Raw genomic sequence first — 18,667 nt, forward strand, 5'->3', positions numbered from 1 at the left:
TAGCGGCGAGGTGCACAATGAGCCGTCCCGCGCAGTCCACGGGACGTCCGATCCCGCAGGACCACGGAGGAGTGGCATGACCGAGATCCAGCACGGCCTCGAAGGTGTCGTCGCGTTCGAGACGCAGATCGCCGAGCCCGACAAGGAGGGGTCCGCCCTCCGTTACCGCGGCGTCGACATCGAGGAGCTGGTCGGCCGCGTCCCCTTCGAGAACGTCTGGGGCCTCCTCGTCGACGGGTCCTACTCACCCGGCCTGCCGCCCGCCGAGCCCTACAACATCTCGATCCACACCGGCGACGTCCGCGCCGACGTGCAGGCCGCGGTCGCGATGCTCGCCCCCATGCTCGGCATGGGCCAGACCTACGACATCTCCGACGAGCAGGCACGCCTCGACCTGTCCCGCGTCGCGGTGATGGTGCTGTCCTACGCCGCCCAGTCGGCGCGCGGCCTCGGCAAGCCGATCGTCACCCAGGCCGACGTGGACCAGGGCCGGACCCTCGCCGAGCGGTTCCTCATCCGGTGGCGTGGCGAGGCCGACCCCAAGCACGCCCACGCCATCGACGCCTACTGGTCGTCGGCGGCCGAGCACGGCATGAACGCCTCGACCTTCACCGCTCGCGTCATCACCTCCACCGGCGCCGACGTGGCCGCCGCCTTCTCCGGCGCCATCGGCGCGATGTCGGGTCCGCTCCACGGCGGTGCGCCGTCGCGGGTGCTCGGGATGATCGAGGAGGTCGAGAAGCGCGACGGCGACGCGTCGTCGTACGTCAAGGAGCTGCTCGACAAGGGCGAGCGGCTGATGGGCTTCGGGCACCGCGTCTACCGCGCCGAGGACCCACGGGCCCGCGTGCTGCGCCGCACCGCCAAGGAGCTCGACGCCCCGCGCTACGAGGTGGCCGAGGCATTGGAGAAGGCCGCGCTGGAGGAGCTGCGCGCGCGTCGTCCCGACCGCGTGCTGGAGACCAACGTGGAGTTCTGGGCGGCCATCGTCCTCGACTTCGCCGAGGTGCCGGCCCACATGTTCACCTCGATGTTCACCTGCGCCCGCACCGGCGGGTGGTCGGCGCACATCCTCGAGCAGAAGACGACCGGTCGGCTGATCCGGCCCTCGGCGGTCTACGCAGGACCGAGCTCGCGCGCGGCCGGCGAGGTCGAGGGCTGGGACGCCGCCTGGGCGTAGTACCAGGACGTCATGCCCTTCGTGCCCTTGCGCGTCAGCGAGACGTGCAGGTGGTCGCGGTGGCGCAGCGTCGGGGAGCAGGTGCGTCGGGTACGGCAGCCCGAGCTGAGGTAGCGCTTGGCCACGAAGCCGTCGTAGGAGGCGTACATCGTGTCGTCCCAGATGATGTACATGATCCCCATGCGGCGGGCGAGGGCGTGCGGCTGACCGGTGTCGTCGGGAGCGAAGACCTCGTCGAGCAGGGCGGCGGCGAGCGCGGCGTCCGTCGGGTCGGTCGCGTCGAGGAGCCAGTCGAAGGCGCGCGACTCCTTGTGCTCGCTGCGGCTCGAGCCGGAGCACGAGCGGCTGATCGGGCCGTAGCCGCCGCCGCGGGCGACGAGCCAGTCGGCCAGCATCAGCACGCCCGGCTTGGGCGTGCGCTGGCAGGAGGTCTGCGGCTGGTAGCCGGCGTACGGCTCCATCGGCATGAGGTAGGGCGCCGAGGACGTCACGGTCCCGCGACGGTGCTCGACCTCGTCGGCCGAGGCCGCGGTGGGCCCGCTCGTGAGCAGGCCGAGGAGCAGGACGCAGGTCGCTGCGACCGTTCCGGCAGCGCGAGATGACGCTCGCATCGAGTGTCCCACCTTCCCCTGTGATCACACGTGGCACACGGACCGTAAGCGGCCCCACGAGCAACCGTCAGGGGATCGTCAGAACATCAATGCTGTAGTTCGCACGACGGCGTCCCGCCGGGCAGACGGTGCCGGTTGGCGGCCACCCAGGCGTAGGTGCGCCGGGCGACCGGATCCACCGGACGGGACTCGATCAGCCGCCCGACGAGCCGCCACGGCAGGGGCCCGGTGCGCAGGATCGAGGCGAAGGCCCGGTGGCCGTAGTCCACCCGGCCGTCGGGGTGGACGTACGGCATCTCGACGACCGCGCGCACCGGGTCGACTCCGAGCGCGTCGAGGTCGGCGGCCTGGACCGTCGAGCTGTCGATGTCGACCCCGAGCCGGGGCACGAGACGGGCGGTGCGCATGCAGAAGCCGCAGTCGGCGTCGTTGAGCATGAGTCCGCGATCCATGCCGTCGAGGGTACCGGCGCGCCCCACCGGCCCCGGGAGCACTTGCCACTACGGAAACCTTCCGGATAAGGTTTCCGTCATGGAAAGCGCAGAGGCCCGCCGACTGTTCCGCGAGATCGAGCGCGGCGAGGCGGCGAGCTGGCTGCACTTCGCCCGACGCCGCCGATGGCAACCGCTCGTCTTCGGGGTCTGGGCAGGGATGTTCGTGCTGTCGACTGCGCTGGACGGTGCCGCGCGCAGCCTCGCGGCGCTCGCGCTCATCGCCGCACCGCTGGCATACGTCGCCCGGGACCGGCAGCGTCGTGAGGTCTATCCGCAGGGCCGGATGCCGCGGGAGCTCAGGCGCTCGACGTGGGCGCTGGTCGTCCTGTCCCCGGCGGTCGCGCTCCTCGCCTTCGTCGTCCACGTCACGGCCGGGACGTGGCTCGCCGCCGCCGCGACGGCGGTGGCGACCGTCGTCGCGGCGGAGGTCTACGGCCGCCTCTACTCCGCCGACGCGGAGCAGGTCCGCCGGCGGCTCGCATGAGCGCGCCGGCCGACGGGTCGGCGCTCGCCGGGCTCGACCCCCTCCTCAACGCCCCCAAGCGGCTGGCCATCATGGCCGTCCTGGCGGGATCGCAGTCCGCCGAGTTCGGCTTCCTGCGCGAGCACCTCGCGGTGAGCGACTCGGACCTGTCCAAGCAGGCGGCCGCGCTGGACGCGGCCGGCTACCTGACCGTCAGCAAGTCCGGTCGCGGCCGAGGCGGGTCGACGTCCTACCGGGCCACCGCCGCCGGCATGGAGGCCTACCGACGGCACCGGGAGGCGCTCCGGCTCCTGTTGGGCTGACGTCGCGGGGATCAGATCCGGCGGGCGAAGCAGCGGCTGAGCTCGGAGCCGCAGTAGTAGCCGAAGCCGGGGATCGGCTCGTAGCCCGAGGACAGGTAGAGCTCGATCGCCTCGGGCTGCTTCATCCCGGTCTCCAGGACGAGCGCCTCGATCCCGGCGGTCGCGGCCGTGGCCTCGAGGTGGGCCAGCATGCGGCGGGCCAGGCCGCGACGCTGCGCCGCGGGCACGACGTACATCCGCTTGACCTCGGCCGTGACCTCCGCGCCCAGCGCCGTCACCGACGACCGCCGCCAGGCGCCCGTCGCGACCGGGGCGTCGTCGAGGTAGCCGACGAAGAACTGCCCGAGCGGGTCCTCGAAGTCGTGCGGGTCGACCGGCGACTCGTCACGGCCGCCGTAGCGGGCGACGTACTCCTCCTGCACGGCCTCGACCAGCAGCTGGGCGTCCGGGTGCGTGATCGCCAGCCGCTCGATGCGCAGCGCGGTGACGGACGGACTGTGAGTCACGCGTGGAATCCCCCGATGTGAGATGAGGTCGAGCAGGTGACAGGATAGGACCCTCTGACAGCGTCGTCAGGACCGCCGTTCCGCATCCCACGTGAGGCCATTCGATGACCGACGCCCAGACCCACCACACGCTGAAGATCCCCGCTGATCTCCTTCCCGCCGACGGCCGCTTCGGCGCGGGTCCGTCGAAGATCCAGACCAGCCACCTCGACGCGCTCGCCGCGACCGGGTCGACGCTGATGGGCACCTCGCACCGCCAGGCTCCCGTGAAGAAGACCGTCGGCCGGGTCCGCGAGGGCCTCGCGGCGCTCTTCGACCTGCCCGAGGGCTACGAGGTCGTGCTGGGCAACGGCGGCGCGACCGCGTTCTGGGACATCGCGTGCTTCGGCCTGATCCGGGAGAAGAGCCAGCACCTGTCGTTCGGTGAGTTCTCCTCCAAGTTCGCCACCTCGGCCAAGAAGGCGCCGTGGCTCGCGGACCCGTCGGTCATCGCCAGCGAGCCGGGCTCGCGGCCCGACGCCGTCGCCGAGGAGGGCGTCGACGCCTACGCGTGGGCGCACAACGAGACGTCGACCGCGGTCATGGCCCCGGTGCTGCGCCCCGCGGGTGTGGCCGACGACGCGCTGGTGCTGGTCGACGCCACCTCCGGCGCCGGCGGCCTGCCCGTCGACCTCGACCAGGTCGACACCTACTACTTCGCGCCGCAGAAGTGCTTCGCCTCCGACGGCGGCCTCTGGATCGCCCTCATGTCGCCCCGGGCGCTGGCGCGCGCCGAGGAGATCGCGGCGAGCGACCGCTACATCCCGCCCTTCTTCGACCTGCCGACCGCGATCGACAACTCCTCGAAGAACCAGACCTACAACACCCCGTCGGTGGCCACGCTCTTCCTGATGGCCGAGCAGCTCGACTGGATGAACAGCCAGGGCGGACTGAAGGGCATGGTCGAGCGGACCACGGCGTCGTCGGACGCGCTCTACGGCTGGGCGGAGCGCACCTCCTACACCACGCCGTACGTCGCCGAGCCGGCCGACCGGTCGCTCGTGATCGGCACGATCGACTTCGACGACTCCATCGACGCCGCCGCGATCGCCGCGACCCTGCGGGCCAACGGCATCGTCGACACCGAGCCCTACCGCAAGCTCGGCCGCAACCAGCTGCGCATCGCGATGTACCCCGCGATCGACCCGTCGGACGTGGAGAAGCTCACCACGGCGATCGACTACGTGGTCGACAACCTGTGAGTGCCGCCGACCGGGCACACCTCAGCGCGAGGAAGTGCCCGGTCGGCGCACCTCAGCGCGAGGAAGTGCCCGGTCGGCGCACCTCAGCGCGAGGAAGTGCCCGGTCAGGCCGCCAGCAGCTTGAGCACGGCGCGCTCGAGCGCGGCCTGCCGCGCGTCGTCGGTGTCGTAGGAGCCGCGGACCTTGATCGTGCGGCCCCGCTCGTAGGCCTCGACGACGCGCGGGTCGACGTAGGACGTGCGCGCCAGGGTCGGGGTGTTGCCGAGGAACTCCGAGACCTCCTTCATGGCGGCCGAGACCGCGCGCTTGCGCGAGGCCTTCGTCTTCCCCGGCTCGTCGGTCTCCGCGAGCGCCGACGCGGCGATCACCGTGGCGTGCCAGGTGCGGAAGTCCTTGGCCGTCGCCTCGATGCCGAAGCACCCGCGGATGTAGTCGTTGACCTCGGCGGAGGACAGGTCGCGCCAGGTGCGGCCGTCCTTCCAGGCGAGCAGCCGGTCGCTGCCGGCCCGGCGGCGACGCATCACGTCGAGGGCGCCGATCGCGGCCGGGTCGTCGATGTCGATGCAGTGGTCGACGCCCGACTTGCCGACGAAGCAGAACCGCAGCCCGCCCTGGTGGCGCGAGACGTGCTCCTTGAGCATCGTGGTGAGGCCGAAGGACCCGTTGGTGTCGGTGTAGACGTCGTTGCCGATGCGGAAGTAGCCGAGGTCGAGCAGACGTACGGCGACCGCGCACGCGCGCTCCTGCGACATGCCCTCGGCGCCGATGTCGGCCAGCACGCGCTCCCGAGCCTTCGACAGCGCCTTGCCGAAGTCGAGGATCCGGTCGAACTTCGCGGCGTCGCGGCTGGTGCGCCAGTGCGGGTGGTAGAGGTACTGCCGACGGCCGGCGTCGTCGGTGCCGACGGCCTGCAGGTGCCCGTTGGCGTGGGGCGTGATCCACACGTCCGTCCACGCCGGAGGGATGACGAGGTCCTTGCAGCGCTGCACCTGGTCGGGGTCGAGGCGGTTGCCCTGCTCGTCGAGGTAGGCGAAGCCCTTGCCGGCCCGGCGGCGGGTCCAGCCGGGCTGGTCGGGGAAGGTGCGCCTCAGTCGCGGCATGCGGTGAACCTAGCGAACGCCCCCGCGTCCGCCGACACCCCGAGGGAGGTCCGCCGGGCTCAGGCCGGCCCGCCCGAGGTGGGTCCGGAGCTCAGGATCCGCTGCGCCAGCTCGGCCTGGCTGGCCGTCATCAGGTGCTCGGGCACGCGCACCGGCTCGAGGTCGTCGACGATGAACGTGTAGACGAACATGTCCGGTCGCGGCGGCGCGTCGGTGGTCGCGGAGGCGAGCACGGCCTCCGACACCAGCTGCCCGAGATCGGGGTCGTCGGCCCGGCCGAGGTCGACCTCGGCCGTCTCGGTGCGCCCGGCGAAGCCGCCGCTGCGCTCGACGCGCAGGCGACCGCCCGCCGGCGGCTGGGGCGGCTGCGGGGCGGCGTCGTCGGCCGTGCCGGCGTCGACCTCTGCGTCGACCCCGACCTGCGCCCACGCCTGCCGCACGGCGTCGGCGTGCTCGCCGGCAGCCGCGACGGTCGCCGCCGCGAAGGTGGTGAAGGTCGCGTCCGAGGGCACGTCGCCGCCCACGAGGGCGTCGTACCAGATCCGGCCGGCACCCGCGATCGACGTGCCACCGATCGCCACCGCCGCGAGCTGGAACGCCTTGTTGGGGATGCCGGAGTTGAGGTGGACGCCGCCGTTGTCGGAGGTGGTGTCGACGTAGTCGTCCATGTGGCCGACCTGGGGGTCGGCGCCCACCGCTGGGTCGTCGTAGGCGGTGCCGGGGGCCGCCATGTCGCGCAGCGCGCGGGCCTGGACGGACGGCTTGAAGATCCCCTGGCCGATGAGCCAGTCGCCCTCGCCGGCGTCCTGGCCGAGGAGGCGCTGCTTGAGGCACGACGCGAACACGTCGGCGACCGACTCGTTGAGCGCGCCGGACTGGCCCTGGTAGGTGAGGTCGGCGGTGTGCTCGATGACGGCGTGGGAGAACTCGTGGGCCAGGACGTCGACGGGCTTGGTGAACCGCTCGAACACCCGGCCGTCGCCGTCGCCGAAGACTAGCTGGGTGCCGTCCCAGAAGGCGTTGTTGTAACGCGAGCCGTAGTGGACGGTCAGGCTGACCGGCGCCCCGGCACCGTCGTGGGAGTCACGGGAGAGGTCCTCCAGGAACATCTCGAGGGTCGCCTCGATGCCGGCGGCGGCCTCGTCCACCGCGACGTCACCGGTCGCGGGCTCCCCCGCCCTCCGGGCGGGCGTGCCGGGCAGGGTGGTGCTCGACCCCGCGTCGTGCACGGTCCAGGCGGGCCCCGCGACCACACCGGGCGTCTCCGCCGTGCGCAGGGCGCGCGCCCGGGCGGCACGCTCGCGACGCAGGTCGTCGTCGCTCGCCGCTTGCTCGGGCCCGTCCACCCGCTCCGCGAGCCACGGCGGGATGAAGGTGCAACGGGGTCCCCGAGATGTCGTCATGCCACCTGTCTACTCCGCAGCACCGACAGCGACCAGTGCCGAGGTGGCGGCAGATGACAGAGCGTGCCCGACGTCCCTTGCGATGTGCCGCCACCACCGACTCGGCGCCCTCAGGGGTGGCGGGCACATCACAACCCGTACCCGCCTTCACGAACGATGTGCCGCCACCACCGACTCGGCGCCCTCAGGGGTGGCGGCACATCACAACCCGTACCCGCCTTCACGAACGATGTGCCGCCACCACCGACTCGGCGCCCTCAGAGGTGGCGGCACATCACAACCCGTACCCGCCTTCACGAACGATGTGCCGCCACCTCCGACCTGGCGCCCACAGGGGTGGCGGCAGATGACAGCTTGTCGGTCAGGCGCAGGACGACGCGGTGAAGGTGAGGTCAGTGAGGAAGATCCCCTGCAGGCCGTTCGCGGTCAGCTCACCGGGCTGGTCGTTCCAGTAGGTCAGGACGTACGCCATGCTCGCGGGCTTGCCGGCATAGCTGACGGTCACGTTGCCACTGGAGCCGGAGACCGGGTCGTGCTCGACGTCGGTGCTGGTGCTGCGCCAGGGGTCCACCGACGTTCCGGAGCCGGCGACCATGCCGGCCTTGGTTCCCGCCGGACCGCCGCTGAGCGACACGCGGTCCTGGTACTGACCGCGCTTGATCTCTCGCCACTTCCACTCCCGCCCCTCGCGGTAACGCTCCCAGCGCGACTCCTCTTCGTTGGCGTCGATGTCGCTGAGCTGGAACCGGAGGTCGCGGACCGGTCGGTTGAAGGTCAGGGTGATCTCCTGCCGGTGGGCGTTCCGCGGGGTCGAGAACTCCTCGACGGTTGCCCGCTGCATGATCGTCAAGCCGCGGCGGCCCGTACCACCCACGTTGCCCGGCGACAGTGCCAGGTTGGCGTAGCCGCCGGTACTTCCTGCGGCCATGTCGCCGACAAAGCGGCTCGACACGAACATCGTGAGGGGCGCGTTGCCCATCGTCCCCTGCCCTGCGGCACTCACGAGGCGAGCGGTCGCCGTTCGCGTCTGGGCGTTGTAGTGCGACGCCCACCGGATCTCGTAGCTGGCATCGGCGCACGCCACCGGCCCTGAGGCAGCGGCGTACGCCGGGACCGCCACGGCGACCGAGACCGCGGGCGCGGTCCAGGCGGCGGCGCGGAGCACGGTGCGCCGGCTCGGGACGTACGAGGTGGGTGTGGCAGGCCCCACGGGCGTGGTGGTCATGGATTCATCCCTCCCGGATGACAGGCGCGTCACCGGGAGCGGCGTATCCCCACACGTCGCTCCCGGTCTGTGAGCAGGACGCTAGGTCGCGGTGGTTGGAGGGCCGATCGGTTTTACCGGCCCGTGGAGGTGCCGTGCGCGAGCAGGTCACCGCGCGTCACCGATTGAGGTCGTCACGCTCACCGCCGGTAGCCTTGTCGGGCGATCCACGCCGTCGTGCGCGCGGCCCCGCAGCCGCCGGTCGCCTCACGATCTCCGCCCGGAAGGCCCCTGCATGCCCACCCAGTCCCGCTCCGACCTGCGCAACGTCGCGATCGTCGCCCACGTCGACCACGGCAAGACCACGCTGGTCGACGCGATGCTCCGCCAGGCAGGCGCGTTCACCGCGCACCAGGCCGAGAGCGTCGCCGACCGCGTCATGGACTCCGGCGACCTCGAGCGCGAGAAGGGCATCACCATCCTCGCGAAGAACACCGCCGTCCACTACGCCGGCCCGGCCGGCGGCGGCCAGCCGATGGTCATCAACATCATCGACACCCCCGGCCACGCCGACTTCGGCGGCGAGGTCGAGCGCGGCCTGTCGATGGTCGACGGCATCGTGCTCCTCGTCGACGCGTCCGAGGGCCCGCTCCCGCAGACCCGCTTCGTGCTGCGCAAGGCCCTCAACGCCGACATGCCGGTGATCCTGGTCGTCAACAAGACCGACCGCAGCGACGCCCGCATCAGCGAGGTCGTCGACGAGTCCTACGAGCTCTTCATGGACCTGCTCGACGACTCGCACAGCCAGGACGCGCTCGACTTCCCCGTCGTCTACGCCTCGGGCAAGGCCGGCATCGCTTCGCTCGAGCAGCCCGAGAACGGCTCCATGCCCGAGGGCACCGACCTCGAGCCGCTCTTCAAGACGATCCTCGAGACCATCCCCGCCCCGGAGTACGACGACGAGGCGCCGCTGCAGGCCCACGTCACCAACCTCGACTCCTCGCCGTTCCTCGGCCGGCTGGCACTGCTGCGCGTCCACCAGGGCACGCTCAAGAAGGGCCAGACGGTCGCGTGGATGCGTCGTGACGGCGAGGTGAAGAACGTCCGCATCACCGAGCTCCTCGTCACCGAGGGCCTCGAGCGCAAGCCGGGCGAGTCCGCCGGCCCCGGCGACATCGTCGCGATCGCCGGCATCCCGGAGATCACCATCGGCGAGACCCTGGCCGACGCCGACAACCCGATCGCCCTGCCGCTGATCCACGTCGACGAGCCGGCGATCTCCATGACCATCGGCACCAACACCTCGCCGCTGGTCGGCAAGGTCAAGGGCTCGAAGGTCACCGCCCGCCTCGTCAAGGACCGCCTCGACGCCGAGCTCATCGGCAACGTGTCGCTGCGCATCCTCCCGACCGAGCGTCCCGACGCCTGGGAGGTCCAGGGCCGCGGCGAGCTCGCGCTGGCGATCCTCGTCGAGCAGATGCGCCGCGAGGGCTTCGAGCTCACCGTCGGCAAGCCGCAGGTGGTCACCCGCGAGATCGACGGCAAGCTGCACGAGCCGTTCGAGCGCCTCACCATCGACGCCCCCGAGGAGTACCTCGGCACGATCACCGAGCTCCTCGCCGTCCGCAAGGGCCGCATGGAGGGCATGACCAACCACGGCACCGGCTGGGTCCGCATGGAGTTCGTCGTCCCGGCGCGGGGCCTCATCGGCTTCCGCACCGACTTCCTCACCGAGACGCGTGGCACCGGCATCGCCCACCACATCTCCGAGGGCTACTTCCCGTGGGCCGGCGAGATCCGCTCGCGCAACAACGGCTCGCTGGTGGCCGACCGCGCCGGCGCGGCGACGGCCTACGCCATGACGTCGCTGCAGGAGCGCGGCGTGCTCTTCGTCGAGCCCGCGACCGAGGTCTACGAGGGCATGATCGTCGGCGAGAACTCCCGCGCCGACGACATGGACGTCAACATCACCAAGGAGAAGCAGCAGACCAACATCCGGTCCGCCACCTCCGACAACTTCGAGAAGCTGATCCCGCCGAAGCGGCTCTCGCTCGAGCAGTGCCTGGAGTTCTGCCGCGAGGACGAGTGCGTCGAGGTCACGCCCGAGATGGTGCGCATCCGCAAGCTCGTGCTCGACGCCAACGCCCGCGCCAAGACCGCCTCGCGGGCGCGCAAGGCCAACAAGTAGCCGCCTCGTGGCCGAGGTGCCCGACGTCCGACCCGCGCTCGCAGCCGAGCTGGCGGGCTGGCTCGAGCGCCTCGGCCTGAGCGGCCAGCTGACAGCGGCCGGGCTGCCGACCTACGACCGCGACGGCGACGTCGTACGGTGGCGCGACCCGGCGACCGGCGAGGAGCTCGACGCCGAGCGGCTCGCCGAGCTCGACCGGGCGCTGCGAGCGGTGGGCGACGACCCGGCGCACGGCGTGCCCGTGGAGCTGGTGCGGCTGCGGCGTGACGCCGAGGTGCGGCAGTCGCTGCTCGACGGCGGCTGGCTCGACTACGCCGGCGTCGCCCGGCTGCGAGGGACCTCGGAGAACGCCGCCCGCTTCGCGCTGCACAAGGCCGCGCAGCGCCGTACGGTGCTCCTCGTCCAGCACGAGGGCGGCACCCTGGTCCCCCGATTCCAGCTCGACGACGCCGGCGAGGTGCGCGAGGAGCTGCTGGCGGTGCTCGAGCCGCTCCTGGCCGCCGGGGGCGACCCCTGGCGGGCGTGGATCTGGCTCACCACGCCGGCCGCCCTGCTGGGTGGCGCGGTGCCCCACGAGGCCGCACGCGACCCCGAGGAGCGGCCCGTCGTGCAGCACGCCGCGGTCGCCCTGGCCGAGCGGTCTCGCTCGGCACAGGGCTGACCCGGCGTCTGCCCGGAGGCGCTGCGGTCAGTCGGTCGGCGCCTCGGTCACGACGGCGACGCCCTCGATCCGCACGGGCTTGTTCTTCGTCACGACGAGACGCAGCTTGCCCTTGCGGGCACGCGGCAGCTCGAACGTCCGCAGCTTGCTGAACGACCGCTTGCCGGCGAACTTCACGACACCGAGCTTGCGCTTGCCGAGGAAGACGCGTGCCTTGCCGCCGTTCTTCACCTTGCCGATGACGAGCACGATGCGCTCGGTGGCCGGCACGCGGGTGACGAGCTCGGAGCCCTTGCGCCGCGAGGTGATGTAGTCGCCGAACAGGGCCCGCTTGTCCTTCTTGCGGTTCCACGTGCCCTTCCTGGCGAAGGTGCTCTCGTCACGCGGCACCGTGAACGTCGCCGTGGCCGGGGTCGCGTCGACGACACCGGCGGCGTTGACCGCGGCGACGGTGAAGACGTGCGTGCCCGCACGGAAGCGCTGCTCCAGTCCGGTGGCGCCGCACGGCACCGTCTCCTCGTCGACCGTGCACACGTACGTCGCCGGCGAGACCGACGAGGCGTAGGTGAACTGCTGCTTGCGCGCGAGCACGATCGAGCCGTTGGCGGGCCCGGAGGTGATCGTCGTCTCCGGCGCGGGCGTCGCCTTCAGCACGAACGGGGCGTCGTTGACGTCGAAGAAGTAGTTGTCCACCGCCTCGATCTTGATCCGTACGGCGTTCGCGTCGACGTTGGGCATCGCCAGGGTCTGCGAGCCGTCGTTGGGCGTGCTCGCGGCGAGCACGGTGCCGAAGCTCGCGCCGCCGTCGGTGGACAGCGAGATCTTGACGTCCTTCGCGAGCCGGTCGGTGCCCTTGACGTCCCACGTGACCGGGACGGACGAGCCGCCCGCCACGGTCGCACCCGCAGTGGTCTGCGAGGTGACCAGGAAGGGACCGGCGCTCGGGTCCACCGTCAGGGCGACGTCGTCGAAGGCGAGGCCGCCGCCGCGGACGGCGAGGTCGCGGGCCGTGACCCGGAAGTTCATCCTCCGGTCGTCGGCGCCGAAGCTGCCCAGGTAGTCGGCGTCGGGCAGGAACTCCGAGTAGCAGTCCAGCAGGGTGTCGGGCAGCTGCCTGTTCACCGGGAGCGGCGTCCCATCAGGCGCCGTGGGCGCGGGGCAGTCACCGGTCGCGGCGTTGGTGTTGCCCTTCAGGATCTGCGTCATGTCGGGGAAGACCCGGGTGGGGCTGCCGTCGGCGAGGTTGATGCCCGGGGACGGGCTCTTGAGGGAGTCCTCGTAGGAGACGACGGCGTCGTCGCCGAAGACCCGGAAGAGCGGGCCGTAGACCTTGGTGTTGTCGGACAGCCGGGTCCCCTCGCCCCGGTCGGTCTGCTCCCAGAGGTAGACGAGGGCGTCGCCGTCGGCATCGGAGGCGGACGCGGCGGTGAGGGCGAACGGGGTGCGGATCGGCAGCGTCTTGTCAGCCGGGGCCTCGACGGCCGGGTTGGTGTTGTCGCTGTCCAGGGGGAAGCCCTGGGCCTGCGAGGAGCCACCACGGGCGGTCTCGCCGGCGAAGCCCGAGACGCCGGCCGACGCGTTGGTCACGGCCAGCAGGTCGGGGACCTCGTAGCCGTCGGCCTCGATGCTCGCCTCGTCGTTGAAGATGACCTGGAACCCGGTCTCGTCGGGCTCGACGGGCGGGACGTAGTTGACCTCGTAGGAGTTGTACTGGTCGTAGCCCCACTGGGCGATCGACACCGGCTGGTCGACGACCTCCTCGATCGCCGCCTTGATGCCGGCCGCGGTGTAGTTGGTGCCGAACACGATCGGGTCGGTGGTCGCGCCGTCGAGCTCGAGCGTGAAGGAGTCGCCCGCGTCGCCGAAACCACGCAGTGACACGGTCTGCACCTCGACGTTGCCGTAGGGCGCCTGGTCCATCGTCGCGTAGGCCTCGTCCACCGTGAGGAACGAGAAGTAGGGGTCGGTGTGCGGCTGGAGGTTGTCCTGACCGCAGATGCCGGCGTAGGCCATCACCGAGGAGCCCGAGCCCGGCTCGACCGAAGCGTCGGAGATGTTGCCGCCGCAGGCACCCAGGGCTCCATTGAAGGTGTGGTTGCCGCCGAACTGGTGGCCGATCTCGTGGGCCACGTAGTCGATGGCGAAGAAGTCACCGGTGGGCTGGGGCAGACCGGTGCAGCCGCCGCCCTTGTAGTCGCCACCGATGACGCCGAGGTAGGCGATGCCGCCGCCGTCGACGCCGAGGGCGATGTGGCCGACGTCGTAGTTGGACGCGCCGATCAGCTGGCCCAGCACGGTGCGGTTCTTGCCGAGGGTCGACACGTCGCAGTAGCTGATGTCGCCGTAGATGTCGTCGCTGTCGTCGTCCGGGGTTCCGCCGTCGTCGAACGGCTCGAAGCACGGGGCGCTGCCGCACGGCCCGTCGGGTCCGGTGGCCTCGGCGTAGGTGTCGAGGTTGAGCTTGTCGGTCTCGTTGACCAGGCGCAGCTCCACACCGAGGTCGTCGTTGTAGACCTCGTTGACCCGGTTGATCAGGGTGACCTTCTCGGCCAGCACGTTGTCCGTGCCGAACGCCGCGGCGTAGGACGGGTCGGACGTCAGCGCCAGGCGGTAGTAGCGGCGGTTCACGGCGGTGTTGGCGACGCGGCCGGCCTGCTTGGCCTCGGTCACGGTCTCGCGCAGGGCGCTGACCTCGCCCTCGACGCGGCGCTTCTCCGGCGCCGGCAGGTCGGACGAGCGGTAGCTCAGGTGGGCGGTGGTGCCGCGGCGGTTGTAGGCCGGGTCCACGTACCAGTCGGCTTGGGCACCGGGCTCACGGACGAAGGCGTGGAAGCCCATCGGAGTGATGTCGAGGGCGATGGAGACCCGCGGGTCGTCCACGCTCCGGCCCGACCACGTCGCGATCTCCGGGTGAGCGGCGGCGAGCTCGGACTCCATCGTCTGGGTCCGCTCGACCCGGAACGCCTGGAGGCGGCCGTCAGGTGCGGGCACCTCGACGACGGCGGAGGCGCCGGCCGCCGGCAGCTCGTCGCGCAGGGCGGCGAGGTCGACGCGGGAGGCGGCGTAGTCCTTGGGCTCCACGCGGACCTTCGAGCCGGACGGCTCGAATCCGCGGAGGGGGGCGAACGCCTGGTCGTCAGGGGCGGCGGCGACCGGAGCGATCGAGCTCAGCGCCCCCGCTCCGAGGACCAGGGCCAGACCGGCGGCAAGACTGCGAGGGCGGGACAACGACACGCGAGCTCCTTCTGAGACGGAACCCGCAGCCTAGGTAGGCCCACCCACAGGCGCCATACCTCTTTGGTAGCGATTGGTGCGTCAGTCCACGACCGGGGCGGTGCGCAGCGTCGGCGCCAGCACGACGAGACCCAGCAGCGGGAGCACGGCGAGGACGAGCAGCGCGGCGGGCATGCCCAGCGGCCCACTGATGCCGGCGACGATCGCCGAGCCGACGCTGCCGCCGATGAGGAAGAGCAGCGTCGAGACACCCATCGCCACGCCGCGGACGTCCTCGTGGACCGCGTCGCCGACGACCGCACTGAGGGCCGGCTGGCCGAGGCCGAAGGCGAAGGTGACGAGGATGATGCCGGCCACCAGCACGGTCGCGCTCGACCAGAGGGCGCCGACGGTGGAGACCAGCAGGGCCGCCGACGCGACGAGGCCGGCGACGGCCAGCGACCGGCCCGGGCCGAGCCGGGTCAGCATCGGCCCGGCGACCCGGGGCACCAGCAGCGCCACCGCGGCGCTCGGCACCATGGCCAGGCCGACCTGCCACGCCTGCCAGCCCTCGCCGAGCAGCACCGCGGGCAGCGCGATCAGCATGGCGAACCACGCAGCCGGGACCGCCGAGGCGGCGACGGCGCTGCGCACGACGGTCGCGTTGCGGATCACCTCGACGGGCAGGAAGCCGTCGGGGCGACGTCGTACGCTCGCGCGCACCGCCGGCACGCCGAGCACGAGCAGCGTCGCGCCGATCGCGGCCACCAGCAGCCCCGCCGACGGGGACTGGACGAGGAGCACCATGCCCGCGGCGGTCAGCGCCACCACGATCGCGCCGACGACGTCGAGGCGGGCGCCGCTGCCGCCGGTGGGGAGCGCGCGCCAGAGCAGCGGCACGACGAGGGCGCCGAGGATGGGGAGTGCCATGACGGCGCGCCAGCCCCACGCCGCCTCGACGAGGCCGCCGATCAGCGGGCCGAGGCAGCTCACCGCGGCCGCCACGCCGGCGAGGCGGCCGAAGGCGAGGCCGCGGACCTCCCCGGAGTACTTGGCGGACAGGATGGTGACGCCCAGGGTCGGTACGGCGGCGGCGCCGGCGCCCTGCAGCATGCGGGCGCCCAGCAGCACCTCGAACGTCGGCGCCAGGGCCGCCACGAGCGCCCCGACCGACATCAGAACGAGCCCGGCGAGCAGCGGCGCGCGGACGCCGACGAGGTCGGAGATCCGGCCGTAGAGCGCGGTCGTGACCGCCAGCATCAGGACGTAGAGGCTGATCGCCCACGCGGCGAGGCCGGCGCTCACCCCGAGGTCCTCGGCGAGCAGCGCCAGCGCGACGGCGGCGCTCGAGGAGCCCATGCCTGCCAGGCCGAAGAGCAGACCGAGCAGCATCGACACCCGTCGGGAGTCGTCGGTCGTCTCGGGAGGCGCGGACCGTGCGGACCGTGCGGACATGGAAGCCATCAGCAGGCGACAACCTCCGAGCCTCCCGGCCCATTCCCCTGCGCGACCGCGCCGTCGGACCTAGCCTTGCCGCCATGAGCGTGCCTGAGGGAGCAGCGCCCAGCCCGGGGCACGAGGCAGTGCGGCGGATCTTCGCCGCGCGCGAGCGGGCCGAGGCCGCGCGGGACGCCCGCCTGGCCTCCGACAGTGAGCGGGAGCGGGTCTGCGAGCTGCTCGGCAGCGCCTTCGCCGACGGCCGGCTGACCGCCGCCGAGCTGAACGAGCGCACGACGGCCGCCCTCGCCGCCCGCACGCACGGCGACCTCAACCGCGTCGTGCGCGGCCTCGGGGCCATGGGGCACCCCGCGCTGTGGGCGGCCACTCCCGACCGCCCGAGCCGCATGCCTCACCGCGTCGCCTTCTGGCTGGTCGGCTTCGTCACGTTCCCGTTCGTCTTCTTCGGCACGATGCTGCTGGTCTTCGGCAGCGACGCCGGCGACCGGGTGGCGGGCACCGTGATGCTGGTGCTCTTCCTCCCGGGTCTCCTGGCGCTCTACCGCTGGGCCCACCCGACCACCTGACCGATCGGTCGGTTCCACTACCGCGGCGGTAGCCTGCGACCCATGACAGCCCGCCGCCAGCTGCCCACCGACGAGGCCCGCGACCTGCTCGCCCTGACGCGCGAGATCTGCACCAAGGAGCTCGCCCCGCGGTCGGCGGAGGCCGAGGCCACCGAGACCTTCCCGCGCGACGTCTTCCGGATGCTCGGGCAGGCCGGCCTGCTGTCCCTGCCCTACCCCGAGGAGCACGGCGGCGGGGACCAGCCCTACGAGGTCTACCTCCAGGTGCTCGAGGAGATCGGCGCCGTGTGGTCGTCCGTCGGCGTCGGGGTGTCGGTCCACGCGCTGTCGTGCTTCGGCCTGGCCTACTTCGGCACCGACGAGCAGCGTGCGGAGTGGCTGCCCGACATGCTCAGCGGCGATCTCCTGGGCGCCTACTGCCTCTCCGAGCCGCACGCCGGCTCCGACCCCGCCGCGATGCGTACGACCGCGCGCCGCGACGGCGACTCCTACGTCCTCAACGGCGCCAAGGCCTGGACGACCCACGGCGGCCACGCCGACTTCTACAAGGTGATGGCCCGCACCTCCGACGACCGCAACGGCATCTCCTGCTTCCTCGTCCCGGCGTCCGCCGAGGGCCTGAGCGCCGACCCGCCGGAGCGCAAGATGGGCCTCACCGGCTCGGCCACCGCGACCATGCGCTTCGACGACGTCCGCGTCGACGCCTCGCGCCGCCTCGGCGCCGAGGGCGAGGGGCTGCGGATCGCGCTCGCCGGGCTCGACTCCGGTCGCCTCGGCATCGCCGCGGTCGCCGTCGGGCTCGCCCAGGGTGCGCTCGACTCGGCGGTGGCGTACGCCCGCGAGCGCGAGACCTTCGGCTCGAAGATCATCGACCACCAGGGCCTGGCCTTCGTGCTCGCCGACATGGAGGCCGCGATCGTCTCGGCCCGCGCCACGATGCTGAACGCCGCGCGCCTGCGCGACGCCGGGCTGCCGTTCTCCCGCGAGGCGTCGGTCGCCAAGCTCGTCGCCACCGACAACGCCATGAAGGTCACCACCGACGCCGTCCAGGTGCTCGGTGGCTACGGCTACACCCGAGACTTCCCCGTCGAGCGCTACATGCGCGAGGCGAAGGTGATGCAGATCTTCGAGGGCACCAACCAGATCCAACGGATGGTCATCTCCCGCTCGCTCGCCAAGGACAACGCCGGCGCGATCGGCTGAGCGGGCCCGCAGCCGATCCGCGGAGTGGCCGCCGGGGGTGGTCCCCGGATATCCGGGGACCACCACACTTATCGGCCGAGATCTTGGCCGCAAAGCGTGAGTCTCGGGTGCAAACCCCGCCCAGACCGTACGACGCCCCGCGCCCGCGGCCACCTCGCCCCACCTCACCCTTCGGTGTGTTGTCCGCCCCGGACCACCGAGCAACCGTGAAGGCATGTCCAAGCGCATCGCATTCCTGACCGCATCCGAGGGCGTCGAGGAGGTCGAGCTCACCCAGCCGTGGCAGGCAGCAGTCGAGGCCGGCCACACCGCCGAGCTCCTGTCCGCCGACGAGGGCGAGGTGCAGCTCTTCCAGCACCTCGACAAGTCCTCCACCCAGCGCGTCGACCGTCGCGTGGCCGACGTCTCCGTCGCCGACTACGACGCCCTCGTCCTGCCCGGCGGCGTCGCCAACCCCGACGCGCTCCGGATGGATCAGGAGGCCGTCTCCTTCATCCGCGACTTCTTCGACTCCGGCAAGCCCGTCGCCGCGATCTGCCACGCGCCCTGGACCCTCGTCGAGGCCGACCGCGTGAAGGGCAAGCGCCTCGCGAGCTGGCCCAGCCTGCAGACCGACATCCGCAACGGCGGGGGCGAGTGGGTCGACGAGGAGGTCGTCGTCGACGGCAACCTCATCACCAGCCGCAACCCCGACGACATCCCCGCCTTCAACAAGGCACTGCTCGACGCGCTCGGCTGATATGTAGTCCGCGGTTGTCAAGAGTGCAGGGTGAGGCGCCGCCGGCACTGGGTGTGCTGGCGGCGCCTCGTCTTGGCCTGGTGGTGTCATTGCCCTGCCGCAGCGTGTCGTTGT

The 18,667-nt window shown here is 71.9% G+C and carries 17 protein-coding genes; 9 read left to right on the forward strand and 8 right to left on the reverse strand.

Features of this window, described 5'->3' with window-relative positions; genetic code table 11:
* Positions 1–76 precede the first annotated feature (76 nt).
* Positions 77–1,180 (forward strand): citrate synthase 2, encoded by a 1,104-nt coding sequence (locus tag NCI01_RS15890; RefSeq protein WP_254182475.1) that lies wholly within the window; start codon positions 77–79, stop codon positions 1,178–1,180.
* Here NCI01_RS15890 and NCI01_RS15895 read toward each other — a convergent pair.
* Positions 1,117–1,791, reverse strand: coding sequence for a VldE C-terminal domain-containing protein (locus NCI01_RS15895; RefSeq protein ID WP_254182476.1), 675 nt, complete (start codon positions 1,789–1,791; stop codon positions 1,117–1,119). The two genes, NCI01_RS15890 and NCI01_RS15895, sit on opposite strands and share 64 nt — an antisense overlap.
* An 86-nt stretch (positions 1,792–1,877) precedes the next feature.
* Complete coding sequence (locus NCI01_RS15900; RefSeq protein WP_254182477.1) at positions 1,878–2,243, reverse strand: thiol-disulfide oxidoreductase DCC family protein; 366 nt, start codon at positions 2,241–2,243, stop codon at positions 1,878–1,880.
* A 79-nt stretch (positions 2,244–2,322) separates the two neighbouring features.
* Between NCI01_RS15900 and NCI01_RS15905 the strand changes: the two genes are divergently transcribed.
* Both NCI01_RS15905 and NCI01_RS15910 read left to right on the forward strand, forming a co-directional pair.
* Positions 2,323–2,769: a hypothetical protein gene (locus NCI01_RS15905; RefSeq protein ID WP_254182478.1), complete on the forward strand. Its 447-nt coding sequence runs from the start codon at positions 2,323–2,325 to the stop codon at positions 2,767–2,769.
* Positions 2,766–3,071, forward strand: a complete 306-nt coding sequence (locus tag NCI01_RS15910) for a transcriptional regulator (protein WP_254182479.1) — start codon at positions 2,766–2,768, stop codon at positions 3,069–3,071. Before NCI01_RS15905 ends, NCI01_RS15910 begins: the two co-directional genes overlap by 4 nt.
* A gap of 11 nt (positions 3,072–3,082) precedes the next feature.
* On the opposite strand, the gene NCI01_RS15915 is transcribed toward NCI01_RS15910, so the two are convergent.
* Positions 3,083–3,577, reverse strand: coding sequence for a GNAT family N-acetyltransferase (locus tag NCI01_RS15915; protein ID WP_254182480.1), 495 nt, complete (start codon positions 3,575–3,577; stop codon positions 3,083–3,085).
* A gap of 104 nt (positions 3,578–3,681) precedes the next feature.
* Between NCI01_RS15915 and serC the strand changes: the two genes are divergently transcribed.
* A complete protein-coding gene (gene serC, locus NCI01_RS15920) occupies positions 3,682–4,818 on the forward strand; it encodes a phosphoserine transaminase (protein WP_254182481.1) in 1,137 nt (378 codons plus the stop codon).
* A gap of 104 nt (positions 4,819–4,922) precedes the next feature.
* On the opposite strand, the gene NCI01_RS15925 is transcribed toward serC, so the two are convergent.
* From NCI01_RS15925 to NCI01_RS15935, 3 genes are all read right to left on the reverse strand, one after another.
* Complete coding sequence (locus tag NCI01_RS15925) at positions 4,923–5,918, reverse strand: DNA topoisomerase IB (RefSeq protein WP_254182482.1); 996 nt, start codon at positions 5,916–5,918, stop codon at positions 4,923–4,925.
* Positions 5,919–5,977: 59 nt separating this feature from the next.
* Positions 5,978–7,321: a protealysin inhibitor emfourin gene (locus NCI01_RS15930; protein WP_254182483.1), complete on the reverse strand. Its 1,344-nt coding sequence runs from the start codon at positions 7,319–7,321 to the stop codon at positions 5,978–5,980.
* Positions 7,322–7,682: 361 nt separating this feature from the next.
* Entirely contained in the window at positions 7,683–8,546 is an 864-nt protein-coding gene (locus NCI01_RS15935) for a hypothetical protein (protein WP_254182484.1), read from the reverse strand.
* 274 nt (positions 8,547–8,820) lie between these two features.
* On the opposite strand from NCI01_RS15935, the gene typA reads away from it, so the two are divergent.
* Entirely contained in the window at positions 8,821–10,713 is a 1,893-nt protein-coding gene (typA, locus tag NCI01_RS15940; protein ID WP_254182485.1) for a translational GTPase TypA, read from the forward strand.
* A gap of 7 nt (positions 10,714–10,720) precedes the next feature.
* Positions 10,721–11,374, forward strand: coding sequence for a hypothetical protein (locus tag NCI01_RS15945; RefSeq protein ID WP_254182486.1), 654 nt, complete (start codon positions 10,721–10,723; stop codon positions 11,372–11,374).
* A gap of 27 nt (positions 11,375–11,401) precedes the next feature.
* Here the strand turns inward: NCI01_RS15945 and NCI01_RS15950 are convergent, their stop codons facing one another.
* Positions 11,402–14,608: a reprolysin-like metallopeptidase gene (locus NCI01_RS15950; RefSeq protein ID WP_254182487.1), complete on the reverse strand. Its 3,207-nt coding sequence runs from the start codon at positions 14,606–14,608 to the stop codon at positions 11,402–11,404.
* Positions 14,609–14,689: 81 nt separating this feature from the next.
* The gene (locus NCI01_RS15955; RefSeq protein ID WP_254182488.1) at positions 14,690–16,051 is read right to left on the reverse strand and encodes an MFS transporter; all 1,362 of its coding nucleotides are present in this window, start codon (positions 16,049–16,051) and stop codon (positions 14,690–14,692) included.
* A 74-nt stretch (positions 16,052–16,125) separates the two neighbouring features.
* Between NCI01_RS15955 and NCI01_RS15960 the strand changes: the two genes are divergently transcribed.
* The 3 genes from NCI01_RS15960 to NCI01_RS15970 all read left to right on the forward strand — a co-directional run bounded on the left by NCI01_RS15960 (position 16,126) and on the right by NCI01_RS15970 (position 18,553).
* Positions 16,126–16,611 (forward strand): DUF1707 SHOCT-like domain-containing protein, encoded by a 486-nt coding sequence (locus tag NCI01_RS15960; protein WP_254182489.1) that lies wholly within the window; start codon positions 16,126–16,128, stop codon positions 16,609–16,611.
* 42 nt (positions 16,612–16,653) lie between these two features.
* Positions 16,654–17,814 (forward strand): acyl-CoA dehydrogenase family protein, encoded by a 1,161-nt coding sequence (locus NCI01_RS15965; RefSeq protein WP_254182490.1) that lies wholly within the window; start codon positions 16,654–16,656, stop codon positions 17,812–17,814.
* Positions 17,815–18,028: 214 nt separating this feature from the next.
* Positions 18,029–18,553 carry a type 1 glutamine amidotransferase domain-containing protein gene (locus NCI01_RS15970; protein WP_254182491.1) on the forward strand — a complete coding sequence of 175 codons (525 nt, stop codon included), beginning with the start codon at positions 18,029–18,031 and terminating at the stop codon, positions 18,551–18,553.
* Positions 18,554–18,667: the final 114 nt, after the last annotated feature.

The organism is Nocardioides pinisoli (assembly GCF_024199985.1).
GTDB classification, from domain to species: domain Bacteria; phylum Actinomycetota; class Actinomycetes; order Propionibacteriales; family Nocardioidaceae; genus Nocardioides; species Nocardioides pinisoli.

What these genes read in the sequence shown, in the direction of transcription:
- NCI01_RS15890 (WP_254182475.1), top strand. Translation starts at nt 77, where the DNA reads ATGACCGAGATCCAGCACGGCCTCGAAGGTGTCGTCGCGTTCGAGACG.
- NCI01_RS15895 (WP_254182476.1), bottom strand. Translation starts at nt 1,791, where the DNA reads ATGCGAGCGTCATCTCGCGCTGCCGGAACGGTCGCAGCGACCTGCGTC.
- NCI01_RS15900 (WP_254182477.1), bottom strand. Translation starts at nt 2,243, where the DNA reads ATGGATCGCGGACTCATGCTCAACGACGCCGACTGCGGCTTCTGCATG.
- NCI01_RS15905 (WP_254182478.1), top strand. Translation starts at nt 2,323, where the DNA reads ATGGAAAGCGCAGAGGCCCGCCGACTGTTCCGCGAGATCGAGCGCGGC.
- NCI01_RS15910 (WP_254182479.1), top strand. Translation starts at nt 2,766, where the DNA reads ATGAGCGCGCCGGCCGACGGGTCGGCGCTCGCCGGGCTCGACCCCCTC.
- serC (WP_254182481.1), top strand. Translation starts at nt 3,682, where the DNA reads ATGACCGACGCCCAGACCCACCACACGCTGAAGATCCCCGCTGATCTC.
- NCI01_RS15925 (WP_254182482.1), bottom strand. Translation starts at nt 5,918, where the DNA reads ATGCCGCGACTGAGGCGCACCTTCCCCGACCAGCCCGGCTGGACCCGC.
- NCI01_RS15930 (WP_254182483.1), bottom strand. Translation starts at nt 7,321, where the DNA reads ATGACGACATCTCGGGGACCCCGTTGCACCTTCATCCCGCCGTGGCTC.
- NCI01_RS15935 (WP_254182484.1), bottom strand. Translation starts at nt 8,546, where the DNA reads ATGACCACCACGCCCGTGGGGCCTGCCACACCCACCTCGTACGTCCCG.
- typA (WP_254182485.1), top strand. Translation starts at nt 8,821, where the DNA reads ATGCCCACCCAGTCCCGCTCCGACCTGCGCAACGTCGCGATCGTCGCC.
- NCI01_RS15955 (WP_254182488.1), bottom strand. Translation starts at nt 16,051, where the DNA reads ATGGCTTCCATGTCCGCACGGTCCGCACGGTCCGCGCCTCCCGAGACG.
- NCI01_RS15960 (WP_254182489.1), top strand. Translation starts at nt 16,126, where the DNA reads ATGAGCGTGCCTGAGGGAGCAGCGCCCAGCCCGGGGCACGAGGCAGTG.
- NCI01_RS15965 (WP_254182490.1), top strand. Translation starts at nt 16,654, where the DNA reads ATGACAGCCCGCCGCCAGCTGCCCACCGACGAGGCCCGCGACCTGCTC.
- NCI01_RS15970 (WP_254182491.1), top strand. Translation starts at nt 18,029, where the DNA reads ATGTCCAAGCGCATCGCATTCCTGACCGCATCCGAGGGCGTCGAGGAG.